Origin of the sequence: Sphingobacterium sp. CZ-2, assembly GCF_004526235.1 — a bacterium.
Taxonomy (GTDB): Bacteria; Bacteroidota; Bacteroidia; order Sphingobacteriales; family Sphingobacteriaceae; genus Sphingobacterium; species Sphingobacterium tenebrionis.
In genome coordinates this window covers 1981690-1996454 of the sequence record NZ_CP038159.1, presented here as the reverse complement: position 1 = coordinate 1996454, position 14765 = coordinate 1981690, and the positions used below count along the sequence as shown (strand labels likewise).

At 39.8% G+C, this 14765-nt stretch carries 12 protein-coding genes and 1 pseudogene; 10 read left to right on the top strand and 3 right to left on the bottom strand.

Annotated features, from left to right (window positions below; all coding sequences use genetic code 11):
* Positions 1-53 precede the first annotated feature (53 nt).
* The 5 genes from E3D81_RS08830 (at position 54) to E3D81_RS08810 (ending at position 7171) form a co-directional block, all read left to right on the top strand.
* Positions 54-575: a DUF4833 domain-containing protein gene (locus E3D81_RS08830; protein WP_134777175.1), complete on the top strand. Its 522-nt coding sequence runs from the start codon at positions 54-56 to the stop codon at positions 573-575.
* A 121-nt stretch (positions 576-696) separates the two neighbouring features.
* Positions 697-1386, top strand: a complete 690-nt coding sequence (locus E3D81_RS08825) for an RNA polymerase sigma-70 factor (protein ID WP_134777174.1) — start codon at positions 697-699, stop codon at positions 1384-1386.
* Complete coding sequence (locus E3D81_RS08820) at positions 1317-2258, top strand: FecR family protein (protein WP_134777173.1); 942 nt, start codon at positions 1317-1319, stop codon at positions 2256-2258. Before E3D81_RS08825 ends, E3D81_RS08820 begins: the two co-directional genes overlap by 70 nt.
* Positions 2255-5620 (top strand): SusC/RagA family TonB-linked outer membrane protein, encoded by a 3366-nt coding sequence (locus tag E3D81_RS08815; RefSeq protein ID WP_134777172.1) that lies wholly within the window; start codon positions 2255-2257, stop codon positions 5618-5620. Before E3D81_RS08820 ends, E3D81_RS08815 begins: the two co-directional genes overlap by 4 nt.
* Before the next feature lie 24 nt (positions 5621-5644).
* On the top strand, positions 5645-7171 hold the full coding sequence (locus E3D81_RS08810) for a SusD/RagB family nutrient-binding outer membrane lipoprotein (protein WP_099365972.1): 1527 nt from the start codon (positions 5645-5647) through the stop codon (positions 7169-7171).
* Positions 7172-7374: 203 nt separating this feature from the next.
* Here E3D81_RS08810 and E3D81_RS08805 read toward each other — a convergent pair.
* Positions 7375-8895 (bottom strand): annotated as a pseudogene (locus E3D81_RS08805) (IS1182 family transposase); the annotation flags it as partial.
* Positions 8896-9086: 191 nt separating this feature from the next.
* On the opposite strand from E3D81_RS08805, the gene E3D81_RS08800 reads away from it, so the two are divergent.
* Positions 9087-9590, top strand: a complete 504-nt coding sequence (locus E3D81_RS08800; protein WP_134777171.1) for a DUF4488 domain-containing protein — start codon at positions 9087-9089, stop codon at positions 9588-9590.
* A 22-nt stretch (positions 9591-9612) separates the two neighbouring features.
* Here the strand turns inward: E3D81_RS08800 and uvrB are convergent, their stop codons facing one another.
* A complete protein-coding gene (gene uvrB / locus E3D81_RS08795; protein WP_134777170.1) occupies positions 9613-11649 on the bottom strand; it encodes an excinuclease ABC subunit UvrB in 2037 nt (678 codons plus the stop codon).
* A gap of 118 nt (positions 11650-11767) precedes the next feature.
* Here uvrB and upp point away from each other — a divergent pair, with 118 nt between their 5' ends.
* The 4 genes from upp to E3D81_RS08775 all read left to right on the top strand — a co-directional run bounded on the left by upp (position 11768) and on the right by E3D81_RS08775 (position 14292).
* Positions 11768-12412, top strand: a complete 645-nt coding sequence (upp, locus tag E3D81_RS08790; protein WP_134777169.1) for a uracil phosphoribosyltransferase — start codon at positions 11768-11770, stop codon at positions 12410-12412.
* Between the two features lie 110 nt (positions 12413-12522).
* Positions 12523-12996, top strand: a complete 474-nt coding sequence (locus tag E3D81_RS08785) for a ribonuclease H-like YkuK family protein (protein WP_099365976.1) — start codon at positions 12523-12525, stop codon at positions 12994-12996.
* 116 nt (positions 12997-13112) lie between these two features.
* Complete coding sequence (gene pnuC, locus E3D81_RS08780) at positions 13113-13715, top strand: nicotinamide riboside transporter PnuC (protein ID WP_134777168.1); 603 nt, start codon at positions 13113-13115, stop codon at positions 13713-13715.
* Positions 13672-14292, top strand: coding sequence for an ATP-binding protein (locus tag E3D81_RS08775; RefSeq protein WP_317128143.1), 621 nt, complete (start codon positions 13672-13674; stop codon positions 14290-14292). The genes pnuC and E3D81_RS08775 overlap by 44 nt, the downstream gene beginning before the upstream one ends.
* Here the strand turns inward: E3D81_RS08775 and E3D81_RS08770 are convergent.
* On the bottom strand, positions 14264-14728 hold the full coding sequence (locus tag E3D81_RS08770) for a hypothetical protein (protein WP_134777167.1): 465 nt from the start codon (positions 14726-14728) through the stop codon (positions 14264-14266). The genes E3D81_RS08775 and E3D81_RS08770 overlap by 29 nt on opposite strands.
* Positions 14729-14765: the final 37 nt, after the last annotated feature.

Sequence of the window (14765 nt, the reverse complement as noted above, 5' to 3'; positions counted from 1 at the left end):
CATCGCTTATTAATAAACGATTCTGTATTTTCATGTCAAATTAGAGACTGGAAATGAACAGATTGCTATTAATATGCCTACTTATTATAAATTGTCTTGTCTCTTTGGGGCAGGACAATTATCCTACCCCCACCCGCATGGATGGGGTTTTGTTTTATATACAGCATAACCGGGGGAAGAATACCTATATCTACAGTCTGAATTATAAATCGGATAAAACGATAAATAAGGATGAACCCATTCAGGTTTATCGCCAATTATTTGACAATGGTGGGGTTATAAGGCCATTGACGATCATTCAAAAGAATTTTGCGTATGGAATTGATTCGAAGCTTTTGAAGAATAATAGTTATGAGGCTTCTATTGTTTCCCTACCTGAACAAAAGTTATTTCTTCATTTTCCATCTAAGGGGAATCCTTATGTGAGTACCACGGTTGCTGGGACCAGTTTTATCCTCAAACGGATTTTTATTAGGCAGAAAGATGGGACGTCGGGATTGTCGACCAAGGTGGATTATATTCTGTTTTATGGGGTAAAGGATGGGAAGCCTTTGGTTAAAAAGCTGGTGTTGTAAATAATATTGCAATTATTCTTTTATATTTATTTTATTATTAACTTAATCTTCTATTAACATTATAAACCGTTCTTAGCACGAAATTTCATAAGGACACAATTTCTTTTAATTACCCTATTGTATGACAGAAAAAGAAGAATCAATTTCCTCTAATACAGGGGAGACAACATTCGAATCATTTTTTTATCAATATCATACTTTGCTTTATATTTATGCTTTAAATCATTTAAAGGATGAGGATATAGCTGCCGATGTCGTGCAAGAGGTTTTCATTAAAATCTGGAACAATTTTGACCAGTTGGATTTTGAAAACAATCCGAAAGCTTATTTATTTACCATTTGTAAGAACCAAGTGCATGATGAACTGAAAAAGAAGGCCAAATTCCAAGTCTATGCTTCGAACCAATTGAAGGTAAATAGCAATTTCTGCAATAACAATGAAGAAGAGCAGGAATACCGAGAATTAAAAAGGATCTATTCCGAAGCCATTGAACAATTACCTGAAAAAAGAAAACATATTTTCTGGTTAAGTAGAATGGAAAACTTGAGCAATACCCAAATTGCTCAACACCTAAATCTTTCCATCAACACCGTTAGAGATCAACTAGTTAAAGGAAATAAGACCATTAAGACTTATATATTAAAAAAACATGGTCCTATTCCGAAAAAAATATTTTTGATCAGCATCGTCTTTTCGCTGAGCATGTCAGTATATAATACAGAAGAACACCTGAAAACGGCATGGACAAGGAAAGATTTGAATATTTATATACCAAGTACCTTCAAGACAATTGCTCAGAAAATGAGTTAAAGGAATTCTATGAACTATACCAGTCATTAGAAGATCCTCAGCATTTACTCGACCTAGAAAGATTTGAGGAGAACTTTCCATTAGAAAAACAACTTTCTCCCGAAAAATCATCCGCTATATTAGCCCATATTCAACAGCCTAAAACTATTTCCAAACAGGCGAAGATCATCAAGCTGATCCCTATTGCCGCCGCTTTCCTTATCATTGGCTTTGCTGCATTATGGTTCATGAAATCCAACGAAAATTCCGAGGTTGATTATTTCCGCTATAGCAATACCAGCAAAAAGATAAAAGTATTGACCTTAGAAGACGGCACGAGAATCTTGTTGAAACCCAATAGCGAACTCGTTCAAAAAAGTGACTTTGCAAAAGCTTCAGAACGTATCATATCGTTCAAAGGAGAAGGTTTTTTTGATGTTAGTAAAAGATCAAATCAACCCTTTAAAATTGTATCCCAAAATCAAGCGGAAATTAAGGTTTATGGCACTAGGTTCAATTTAATATTCCATGGCGACCAGCAAGAAGCAGTTTTAACGGAAGGCTCAATTGCGATGAAATTGGGCACCGAGGAAGTGAAAATCAAACCATCGGAAAGGGTACTCATCGATAAGGGAGCAATAAGGACATCGGTGGTTGATACTATGCAATATATTTCATGGACCAATCATCAATTATATTTTAACGATAAGCCACTACAAGAAGTTATCAACCAATTACATACAGCATATCCGGATCAGAAAATCCAAATAAACAACCAAAATTCCAACCTCTACTTTACCGGCTATTTACCAACAGATGATTTTGAGGATTGTATCACCATCCTACAAAAAACTTTTAAAAATTATAACCTCGTTATTTCAATAGAAAAATGAAAAAACAAAAGCTAACCCTGGCATTAGCGCTGGCATTGAGCCTTGGCTTGCCAAACATTAACCATTCCTATGCGGGTAGTCTCTCCTCCTATCAGGATAAGAATATCACGGAATTAATTCAAAAATTGGAGAAAAAATTCAAGGTTAGGTTCAACTATGAATCTAAACTGAAAGATCTTAAGATTAAGAATAATTATGAAATTGGAAGCTTAAAGAAGTCCGAAATCGTAAATTTTCTTAGTGAGGTGAGCTTTCAACAGATTCAGATTGATAAAGTGGGCGATAATGCCTTTACTATGCGTCTAAAACCCAACAGTTCAAGCAATGGAACAACAGGTCAGAACCTACAGGGTTCAAGAGCATCATCTAATCTCCAAAATCAAATTACAGGAACTGTTTTAGATGGACAAACCAATGAGCCACTTGCGAATGTAACTGTACGAGTGAAAGGAACAGAGACCGCTGCACAAACTAATGAGCAAGGGAAATTCACGATCATGATTCCCAATGATAACAGCGTTCTGGTATTTTCCATAGTAGGATACAATAGTTTAGAATCTTCTGCAAGGAACAATGCTACCATTACCTTAATGCGTTCAGAAGAATCCATTGACGAAGTAGTTGTAACGGCTCTAGGTATCAAAAGAGAAACGAAAGCCTTAGGCTACGCGGTTCAGGACATTAAAGGTGATCAATTACAAAAAGTTAAAGGTGTAGACGTTGGTACAACATTAACCGGTAGGATTTCGGGATTACGTGTTTTCAACAGTACAGAATTCAACCGGATGCCTTCGATCTCCCTAAGAGGTATGTCGCCAATTTTGGTAATTGATGGGGTAGCTTATGAAAACCTTAACCTAAGGGATATTCCAGTAGATAACATTGAAAACATTTCGGTATTAAAAGGAGCAACTGCAACCGCCCTATACGGAAGCATGGGTGCAGGGGGTGCCATCATGGTCACCACTAAAAAAGGATTGGGTGAAATGGGTACCGAAATCTCGGTTAACAGCAATAACATGTTCTTCGCAGGCTATCTTGCACTTCCAGAGGTACAATCTTCCTATTCAGCTGGTGAAGGCGGAAAATACAATACAAATGATTATGTATGGGGGGATAAGTTAGATATTGGCAGACAATATAGTCAATGGAACCCGATCACTAAACAAATGGAAATGACCGAATTGACCTCAAGGGGCAAAAACAATTTCCAGAATTTCCTGGAACCTGGTGTAATTTCCAACAATTCGGTTAGTTTCACCAATCAAGGAGAATATGGAAGTATCCGTACTTCGATCAGCCATATCTATAATAAAGGTCAGTATCCAAATGCCACATTGAATATGACCAATATTTCCGTATCAGGCGAAACCAAGATTTCGAACAAAGTATCTTTAGAATCAAGATTTGGTTACAATAGAAGGAACGCTCCTAATGATTTTGGTGCTGGATATAATGCGCAAGGATATATTTATAATATTTTGGTATGGACCGGTCCAGAATATGACCTTATGCAATACAAGGATTACTGGCTAGCCAAAGATGAGAAACAAAACTGGCATTATAATGCATGGTACGACAACCCTTATTTATCGGCTTATGAAAAGATAAGTGCCGAATTGGTCAACAAATTGAATGCGGCTGTCACGTTGAATTATCAAGTGAATGATTGGGCTAAATTCATGTTGAGAACGGGCTATGATTATTATGGAAATACCCAAACGCAGACCAATCCAAAAGGAATCTACGGTACTCGTGGAGGATTTAGTGGTTACCATAGTAATGGTAAATACTGGACAAACAAAACGGATGGTTTTGGAACGAATAATGATTTGATTTTTACCGCAAAGAAATCTTTTAACGATTTTCAAATTGACGGTTTAGCAGGTGCTGGCGTATTCTATAGAAGGGATAATGGTTTAATTGCGTCTACGGTAAATGGAATTTCAATTCCTGGATTCTATTCCCTTAAAAATTCGATTGATCCCGTTTCAACTTCCGAATCGAAAAATAAAGAAATGATCAACAGTTTATATGGTCGAATTTCCTTATCCTGGAAAAACGCCATATTCTTAGAGGCGACAGGAAGAAATGACTGGTCTTCCGCTTTACCGGAAGAGACCAGATCCTATTTCTACCCATCAGTTTCTGGTAGTGTGGTTGTTTCTGATTTATTGCAGGATTATAAACCTTCTTGGCTGTCGATGTTGAAATTGAGAAGTTCTTGGGCGGTTACAAAATCTGTCCCAGCTCCTTATGAGATCAGACAGACCTATAGCGTTAGCTCCAATGTTTGGGAAGGTCTTTCTACCGCATCGTATCCAAGTTCTATCAAGGATTTTTCCATTTCTCCAACACAGAGAGACCTTTCCGAGTATGGTGCAGATATTTCCTTATTCAACAACAGATTATATGCGAATTATACCCGATACTATCGATTGCTGCATAATGTAACTACCTATGCAAGTATTTCACCATCCTCCGGATTCAGTTCTCGATTGATCAATACCGACCAACAATTGATGACCAAAGGCCATGAAATCACGGTTGGAGGTACAGCGATCAAAAAAGATGATTTCTCTTGGGATATCATGACCAACTTTTCGCAAAATCTGGAATATTATCATAAACTAGATCCTATCTATACAGCAGATGCCTTATACATCAAAAAGGGATTGCGTACTGACTTTTATGCTACTCGCGATTGGGAAAGAAGCCCTAATGGAGAAATTGTCCACAACTCTGCAGGTATGCCGGTTTCCGCAACACATGCGAACAGATTGTTTGGCTATACCGCGCCAAAATGGTTTTGGGGTTTGACGAATCAATTTGGATATAAGGATTTCTCTTTATCCTTTAGTTTAGATGGACGTATAAAAGGATTATCCTATTCCAATATGAATGCAAGGTTATGGCAAACAGGTGCCCATCCAGATGCAGCATCTCCTGAGCGTTATGAGGAAGTAGTTAATGGTAATAAAACCTATGTAGGAAATGGTGTTAAAATTACTTCAGGAACAGTGACCTATGATAAATATGGACAAATATTAACGGATACCCGTGAATTTGCACCTAATGAAACAGCTGTGTCGTTTGAAAACTATTGGAAAAGGGCTTATTCTGGCACCCACAACATTTGGGATGAAACGTTCATTAAATTAAGGGAAGTATCCATTAATTATAACCTCCCAATAGGTCTTGCACAAAAGATAAGTGCTAAAAAAGCGAGCATTGGAGCCACTGGCCAGAATCTATTTTTATGGACAAAGGAATATAAATTTTCAGATCCAGACACGGGATCAGAGGATTTGAATTCCCCATCCATGAGATATGTAGGGTTCAATCTTAACATCACTTTTTAATCCTTAATTTTTACACGAAAAAACATGAAAAAGCTATTCAAATATATATTAATTGGAGTAACTGGTTTTTCAGTACTATCCTGTTCCAAATTTGAGGAAGTGAATACCAATCCCGAAGCGACTGAGAAGGCAACATCGGCGATGATTGCTACTCGTATCATCTTGAATTTGGCAAACCAATCGACTCAAAAGAGTTTCATGATGCCCTATCTGCTTAACAAGAACGTCATTTGGACGGAATTTGTAGAAAGCTATCAATACAATGGATTTGGAACCAGTTCTGTTAGTATGACGGCGATCAATGACGCGGAGAACATGGTGAAATTTGCAGCTACGGAAAAACTTGCCAAATCCTACGAAGGATTGAAATATTTTGCAAGAGCAATAAAGTTTTATGAATCGACCATGGATTTGGGAGATATTCCTTATTCTGAAGCTTTAAAAGGAGAATCAGAAAAGAATTACTTCCCGAAATATGATACACAAAAAGAGGTGTTTTTGGGAATCTTAAATGAATTGGAATTAGCTGATAAGGCCTTTTCTGAAGGGGAGAAATTTTCTGGAGATCCAATCTATGCTGGAGATATCAACAAATGGCGGAAATTAGTGAATAGTTTCTCCCTTAACGTGTTGATGCAGTTAAGCAAAAAGGAATCCGATCCAGATTTGAATGTTAAAGGTAGGTTTCAGACCATCTTAACAAGCAAGCCCATTTTTGCATCCAATGCAGATAACTATGAGATTAAACGTTCCGATAAGAATGGTCAACAATATCCTTTCTATAAAGTTGGAAACAATTTTACGATCTATCCAACCATGTCAACAGAAATTGTTGATCGATTAAAGGATAAACAAGATCGTCGGTTATTTTATTATGGTAATCCAGCTGCTAAAAAATTATCAGAAGGTAAGACCCAATCTGATTTTGCTGCCTATGTAGGAATTGATCATTCCCAGTCTTTTGACGTGATTACAACGATCAAAAACAGTGGCGATTATTCTAAATTGAATGATCGTTATATGGAAATACCGACTGGTGAACCAACCCAACAATTATCTTATGCCCAAGTATGTTTTATCATTGCTGAGGCTGCTGCGAGAGGATGGGTTTCTGATCCTGCGGTTGAATGGTACAAAAAAGGTGTGGAAGCATCTATGAAATTCATTTATGCCAATACCCCAAATACGACCCAATTCCACCATAACATGCCTTTGGACGATACTTATATCAGTACGTATGTGGCTGGTTTAGGAACTTCTTTTCCAACCAATCTTGAAGCAAGGATAGAGGAGATTTTGGTACAGAAATATTTGGCAAGTTTTCTTCAATCCGAATTTGCTACTTATTATGATTACCGGAGAACGGGGTATCCAAAATGGAAAATCAATCCTGCAACGAGTTTGAATTCGGAAGCTCCAACAAAAATACCTGTGCGCTGGAAATATCCTACGGTGGAGTTCGATTATAACACCGAGAATGTTGATGCAGCTGTTCAAAGACAGTTCAATGGGGTGGATGATATTAACCAACTCATGTGGATATTAAAATAAATTGAATTGACCTATTTTATATGGAAGGTGTCTAAAAAGGCACCTTCTTCTGTTTTATAGCTTTCTGGAGCTCCATTATAATTTCATGAGCAATATTAGGCTGCAAGTCGATGTTTTGTACTTTTCAGCATGTTGATGGCTTGATTTATCGCAAATAGGGAGTTTTTGCCACCTGGTTTACCGATAAAAGCTTTGTCTTTCCACTTTTTTGCCCATTTTCTGAGGTTATGGGCAATGGCCATCAAACCGAATTCCACAGCGACTTTATCCAGTCCTTTCATTGTGAACCGGGTAAACCTGTTGTTGCTTTTCATCTGACCAAATACAGCTTCCACTTCTATGGGTCGCTTGCTCCGATGGTACATTCCCTCTTCCGACAGCAGTCTTTCCCGGGCTTTATCCTTGAGCTTATTGAGCCTGTGGTTCACTTCAATGAGCCGATCGCCTTTAGCTTTATGGCACCCACTGCGCATCGGGCAGCCCTCACATCGCCGAGCCTGGTAACAGCTGACCTGGGCAGTGTATCCGTTGGCACTGACTCTGGTTGCATGACCGATAAAGCTGAGCTTCTGTCCTGCCGGACACACATAAAAGTCCTCCTGCTGGTTGTAATATAGGTTCTGTACCGAAAAAGGATCCTGTTTATCCTTGCGCTTCTGTTCCATATGGAAGTAATTGTACTTCACAAAAGCGGTTATACCCTGTCCTTCCATCAGCTCGTAGTTCTGCTCGCTACCATATCCGGCATCTGCGACGATGGATTCACTCTGTTTTCCGTAATGGGACTCAAAGCCTTCCAGGTGTTCGGGCAGGGTTGTGGTATCTGCGGCCGTTTGATGGATGCTATAATGGGTGATGAACTGCTCTTCGGTGCTGATCTGGGTATTGTAGGCCGGTTTAAGCTGGCCATTTTTCATGTGGTCCTCTTTCATCCGCATAAACACGGCATCGGTATCGGTCTTGCTATAACTATTGCGATCTCCCAGTACTTCCAGTTGCTCCTCATATTTCTCCAGTCGGGGCAGATAGTCGTCTTCAAGCTTCCTCAGCTGCCTATCGGTGGATCTATCCACTCCTTTGAGCTTGGCATTGATCGATTTGATCTTTTCCCTCAGCTGGGCACTATCGATGGCCTTGCTGACCTGCTGATCCCCTAATGAAGATTGGTCCCGGCTGATCTGTGCATCGATATCCGAAAGGACCGAAGCGATGTTCGCCTCCAGCTTTATCTTGTTCTTCTCGATCGATTTCTTCCAAACGAAGGTATAACGACCGGCGGCCGATTCGATCTTGGTACCATCTACATACTGGACTTTCAGGCTGACATACTCCATATCATGCAGCATCCGAACGATACTGGCAAACAGCTCCTGTATCTGTCCCTTAAGACGCTTTCCCCTGAAATAATTGATCGTACGGTAATCCGGTGTACTGTTGCCCGAAAGCCACATGAAATGGATGTTCTCGTGCAGGGCGCGCTCGATCTTGCGGCAAGAATAGATATTGCTCAGATACGCGTAGAACAGTACCTTAATGAGCATCCTGGGATGGAAACTGGTCGTTCCCCCTCCTTTATACTGACGGATGATATGTTCCAGATCCAACTGGTCAACAACCTGGCTCACCAACCGAACAGGATGGTTCAAGGGGATACGGTCTAAAATATTCTCAGGAAAAAGAAGAGGACTATTGGATGGAAGCGCTTTGAATTGTATGTTTGCCATATTGTTTTTTGGTTGCACCTTAAGATACAAAATCTTGAGGACAAAAAACAGAAAAACCCCGCCATTTTTTAATGACGGGGTTCTCTTTTAAGAGACCTTTTTAGACAGCCTCTTTTTTTTATTCTTATCAATTTCTTAACCTTGAATCCATTAAAATTCACGATATTTCAACAATCAAATAGTTAACCAATATGAAAACAACCCTATTAATTTTTGTCTGTCTTTTGACATTCATGCAGTTCGGTACAGCACAAACCAAAGAGGCTAAAGTAACAGCTGCCATCACGAATGAACTTACACATGCTCGATCGGTAAAAGATTTAGCCGCAGTTTGGGAATTAAAAAAAATGGTAAGCCCAAATGGAGATACCATTAACACCAATTCGGTTGGATATTTGAAAATCTATCAGCAAGATCAATCCTTTCAAATCTTAAAACCTAGTAGAAAGGGGTTTTTCGTTGCCTTAACAGGTACTTATGAATTACCTTCAGAAGGGAGATTGGTTGAAAAAGTGATTAACAATTCAGGTATGCCTGGAACGGAAAACATAGAAAATAAAGAACCGATGAACTACAGTATTTCTGCCGATCGGAAATTCATGACTTTAAAATATAAATTCAAAACACCTTCAGGAGAAATGATTACCTCAACTGAAATATGGCAGCGGGTTACTCATGATGTGCCTACTGAATAGGTTCTGTTTTTCTGTATAGGTTCTATTTTTTCCCGGCGAACTTTTCTTCATAAGATTTTTCTAGGGCAAACATTTCGTCCCTTAGTTTGGCAGCTTCTAGGAATTCCATTTCTTTGGCTGCCTTTTCCATACGCTTACGAACAGTTTCGATGGCTTTTTTCATTTCCTTCTCGCTCATGTATTCGATAAGTGGATCGGCTGCAACAGCTGTACTTGCATCAGGTTCGATATAAGCTTTCGGTTCGCCTTTGAAGTCCGCAACGGAAGTCTGTTCCAAAATCTCTTCCCTTGTCTTTCCAACCGTACGTGGGGTTATTCCGTGCAGTTCATTGTATGCAACCTGCTTTTCTCTTCTTCGATTGGTTTCTTCTATGGTAACCTGCATGCTATCGGTCATCTTATCCGCATACATGATCACACGACCTTTATCATTACGGGCAGCACGTCCTATCGTCTGGATCAGAGATCGCTCTGAACGTAAAAACCCTTCCTTATCTGCATCCAATATCGCCACTAAGGTCACTTCTGGCAAGTCCAACCCTTCACGCAGGAGGTTCACCCCTACCAATACATCAAACTCCCCTAAACGCAGACCGCGAAGAATTTCTACACGTTCCAAGGTTTTTACTTCGGAGTGGATATAACGTACCTTAATATTCAATCGGGTCATATACTTGGTCAATTCCTCCGCCATACGCTTGGTTAAGGTGGTTGCCAACACTCGTCCACCTTCTTTGATGGTCTTATCTACCTCTTCCAAGAAATCATCCACCTGATTGATAGCAGGTTTTACTTCCACGACCGGATCCAATAAACCAGTAGGTCTAATCACTTGCTCTACTACCACGCCCTCCGTCTGTTGCAACTCATAGTCACCCGGTGTTGCTGAAACATAAATGGTCTGATTGGTCAAGGACTCGAATTCTGGGAAATTCAATGGACGGTTATCCAATGCCGCAGGCAATCGGAAACCATGTTCCACCAAAGATATCTTCCGCGAGCGATCTCCACCATACATCGCACGCAATTGTGGGATGGTTACATGGCTCTCATCAATCACCAAGAGATAATCTTCCGGGAAATAATCCAATAAACAGAACGGACGCATACCTGGTGTCCTTCCATCGAAGAACCTAGAATAGTTCTCGATTCCGGAACAATAGCCCAGTTCACGCATCATTTCCAGATCGTAGTTTACCCTTTCTTCCAAACGTTTTGCTTCCAGCATCTTGCCTTCACCTTCCAATTGGGCTTTCCGGCTTACCAATTCTTCCTGAATGGAAAATATGGATTGGGTGAATTTTTCTTTAGGGGTAACAAACAGATTGGCTGGGAATAAAGCCAAGCTTTCATGTTTCTCCAGGGTTCTTCCAGATACCGGATCGATCTCGCTCAATTCATCGATCTCATCCCCAAAGAATGAAATCCGATAAGCAGTATCCTGATATGCTGGATATACATCGATGGTATCCCCTTTCACTCGAAAGGTACCCCTTTTAAATTCTGCAGTAGTCCTGGCATACAAAATCTCTACCAGTTTATATAAAAAGGCATTTCTACTGATTGTCGTTCCTACGCCAAAGCGGAAGATGGAACGGGAAAAATCCTCTGGATTTCCCATACCATAAATACAGGAAACAGAAGAAACCACAATGACGTCCCTCCTACCTGACATCAAGGCCGAAGTGGTAGCCAAGCGCAGCTTTTCGATCTCTTCATTGATGGCAAGATCCTTCTCAATATAGGTGTTGGAGGAAGCAATGAATGCTTCCGGCTGATAATAGTCGTAGTAGGAAACAAAATAGTTGACCGCATTTTCTGGAAAGAATTGCTTGAATTCGCCATATAGTTGGGCGGCCAAGGTTTTGTTATGGCTTAAAATCAACGTCGGCTTCTGGGTCTGTTGGATCACATTGGCCACTGTAAATGTCTTACCGGAACCGGTGACCCCCAAAAGAGTTTGATAGGTTTCTCCTGTATCCACTCCTGCTACTAATTGCTCGATGGCGGTAGGTTGGTCTCCAGTTGGTTTATACTCAGATGTTAATTTAAATTTCATAGCATGCCTTTCACTCTTTAAAGTTATCAAATATTATTCCCTATCAAAACTATCTAGCTATTCATCGGTTAAATACCAATATTTATTAGTATTTTGGAGGATAAGAAGACTTTTTGTCATGGTAACGATTTTAACAAAACAGAACACGATTGCCAATCATTTTTTGGCAGAACTGAGAGATGTAAGGATTCAACAGGATAGGATGCGTTTTCGAAGAAATCTGGAACGCATTGGCGAAATCATGGCCTATGAGATCAGTAAGTCTTTCGAATATAAAGCTACCGAAGTGGAAACACCCTTGGGAGCTGCCAATACACACCTGATGAGCAACCAACCGGTGATTACGACCATAATCCGAGCAGGCCTACCTTTTCATCAAGGCTTTTTAAATTACTTCGACCGTGCGGATAGCGCCTTTATCGCCGCCTTCCGGCATACCAAGAAAAGCGGGGAATTTGAGATTCATAAGAAATACCAAAACACCCCGAATTTGGATGATAAGATCGTTATTGTGGCTGACCCGATGTTGGCAACAGGACGTAGTCTGGTGTTATGTTGTAAGGATCTATTGAGCGATTATAACATCAGAGAACTCCATATAGCCACTGTTATTGCCTCGGAAGAAGGGCTACAGCATGTGCAGGCTTTTTTACCTGAAGCACAGATCTGGGTGGGTGAAGTGGATAAGGAATTAACCTCCAAATCCTACATCGTTCCTGGATTGGGTGATGCAGGTGACCTGGCTTACGGAAACAAGGAATAGTAAAGCCTCGGTTGACCAGATTAACAAATAAACAATTAGCAATTACTTAATACACAATTAAAAGATAATGAATAAGATATCAGTAAATTTAATAAACAAATCTTCGCAATATGGAATGGCAAAAATACAATGGCGAGACATTAAAATTACCCATATGGTCCGCAGTTGAGGAAACAATCGTCCGGGAGAACCAAGCCGGAAATAAACTCAAGGTCTACATCGGAACCGATTCCCAGGTCAAACGTGGAACTGTTGAGTTTGCTACCGTCATCGTCTTTCTACGGGAGCACCGTGGTGGCTTCATGTTCATCAGAAAAGACCGCAAGAACCACAACATGTCCATTAAGGAGCGAATGCTTTTAGAAGTTCAGCATTCGATCGAAACAGCCTATGAACTTTGTCCGCTTCTAGAGCAATACCACATCGATCTAGAGGTACATGCCGACATCAATACAAACCCCAATTTTCAATCCAACACCGCACTTAAGGAAGCCATGGGCTACATCCTGGGGATGGGTTTTATTTTTAAGGCAAAACCAGAGTCTTTTGCAAGCACCAACTGCGCGAACAAACTCGTTCAGTAGACTTGTTTAGGCCTTTTTTACAGCTTGATGTAGATGTTTACAGCTTGATGAAAATATGGCTTAGAGGCTTTTCTTAGGTAATAAATGCTATCTTTAATTATCGAAATAATTGAAGAATGCAGGATTTACTCTCTCAACTTTTCCAACAATTTCTAGCAACAAGTCTGCTGGAGTGGATAGCTACCCTCTCCGGTTTCCTCTGTGTATACCTAGCAGCCAAACAAAATATCTGGAACTGGCCAATCAGTATCATCTCTGTTTTGACCTATTTTTATATATTCTACCATAGTAAGCTTTATGGGGATTCTGTTTTGCAAATTTATTTTCTTGGAACGGCCATTTACGGTTGGTATTATTGGAACAAGAGAGCGCATTCGGATGAGAAACCGATAAGTTCCTTCAATAGCAAGCAAATGATGATGACCATAGCAGTTATTGCTGTTCTGTCGTTATTATTGGGTTTCGCTTTAGATCATTGGACGAATTCTGATGTGCCCTATGCCGATGGTTTCTGTACGGCAACCAGTTTTGTTGCCCAATTTTTAATGACCAGGAAGGTGTTACAGAATTGGCTGATCTGGGTGTTTGTAGACATCTGCTATATTCCCTTATATTACCACAAAGATTTATTGTTGACGGCGGTGCTGTATTTCGCTTTCGCCATTATTGCCTGGAATGGATATCGGGATTGGCGGAAAACCTATCAGAATTTTCAGTAATATTGCCTTCATGCAAGAAAAAGAGATTGCCTACATGCAAGGAAACGAAAGTAAAACCCTAAAAATAGCTGTTGTTGGGCCTGAGTCCACCGGAAAATCCACTATGGCTAATTATTTGGCGGAAAAGCTGCATACTTTATGTGTTCCGGAATATGCACGCTTTTATTGCAAGAATCTAAATCGGGCCTATACGCTGCAAGATGAGGTCAATATGTTTTATGGACAAGTGGCTTTAGAGGAAGCTTTTCTGAACCGGAGTCCAGAGATCTTGGTCTGTGATACGACCATTTTGACCGTAAAAATCTGGTGTGACCATTTGTTTGGGTCGACTCCTGCGGAAGTGACGGATGAGATCGCTGTGCGGCAATATGATTTTTTCCTGTTGATGGATATCGATCTGCCTTGGGAGGATGATCCCTTACGGGATTTCCCAGAGCAAAGAGAGCATTTCCTTGACGTATGGAAAAAGGAATTAAAGGCCTTGAATGCGAACTATGAATTGATTTCTGGCCTTGGAGAGCAACGTTTGCAAAATGGTTTGGAAGCGGTTAAAAGAAATCTTTCTGAATATGAATAAACTTTTTTCTGGTCCAAAACAATAATAAATGCTCTCTTTTGAGGAGAGCCATATACTCACTTTTGTTTAATTCTCTTGTTTTGTTCCCCTTTGAAATTCTGATCCGACCAAGATCATTGGGGAAACAATTATGCCCAATAACTATCCTACTGGTACTTTTTGGAGGAAGTACAATACTTAATTCTTCTTTATTTATTTCCAAAACCTCAAGTTTTATTCCTTTTTGATGAAACGATAGTTCAGAATAACCTTCAGCTAATTCAGTAACAGGTAAATAATCTAAAGTCCATTTACTACTATATTCTACCGAATCTTTTAAAATGATAATACGTATTGGTTCGTCGAAAAAATTAATGATATAAATAGGCCAGGAAAAACTACATGATTGTAATAATAATACAAACGGTACAATTAATAGTAATTTTCCCTTTTTCATGATGATAAATCTTTAAAAAAGGGTGTCAATTACTTGA

Bases quoted from the DNA above. Each gene is read 5' to 3' on its own strand.
- E3D81_RS08775 (WP_317128143.1), top strand. From the start codon at position 13,672: ATGGATATCGGGATTGGCGGAAAACCTATCAGAATTTTCAGTAATATT.
- E3D81_RS08830 (WP_134777175.1), top strand. From the start codon at position 54: ATGAACAGATTGCTATTAATATGCCTACTTATTATAAATTGTCTTGTC.
- E3D81_RS08820 (WP_134777173.1), top strand. From the start codon at position 1,317: ATGGACAAGGAAAGATTTGAATATTTATATACCAAGTACCTTCAAGAC.
- upp (WP_134777169.1), top strand. From the start codon at position 11,768: ATGGTAACGATTTTAACAAAACAGAACACGATTGCCAATCATTTTTTG.
- pnuC (WP_134777168.1), top strand. From the start codon at position 13,113: ATGCAGGATTTACTCTCTCAACTTTTCCAACAATTTCTAGCAACAAGT.
- E3D81_RS08770 (WP_134777167.1), bottom strand. From the start codon at position 14,728: ATGAAAAAGGGAAAATTACTATTAATTGTACCGTTTGTATTATTATTA.
- E3D81_RS08785 (WP_099365976.1), top strand. From the start codon at position 12,523: ATGGAATGGCAAAAATACAATGGCGAGACATTAAAATTACCCATATGG.
- E3D81_RS08815 (WP_134777172.1), top strand. From the start codon at position 2,255: ATGAAAAAACAAAAGCTAACCCTGGCATTAGCGCTGGCATTGAGCCTT.
- uvrB (WP_134777170.1), bottom strand. From the start codon at position 11,649: ATGAAATTTAAATTAACATCTGAGTATAAACCAACTGGAGACCAACCT.
- E3D81_RS08810 (WP_099365972.1), top strand. From the start codon at position 5,645: ATGAAAAAGCTATTCAAATATATATTAATTGGAGTAACTGGTTTTTCA.
- E3D81_RS08800 (WP_134777171.1), top strand. From the start codon at position 9,087: ATGAAAACAACCCTATTAATTTTTGTCTGTCTTTTGACATTCATGCAG.
- E3D81_RS08825 (WP_134777174.1), top strand. From the start codon at position 697: ATGACAGAAAAAGAAGAATCAATTTCCTCTAATACAGGGGAGACAACA.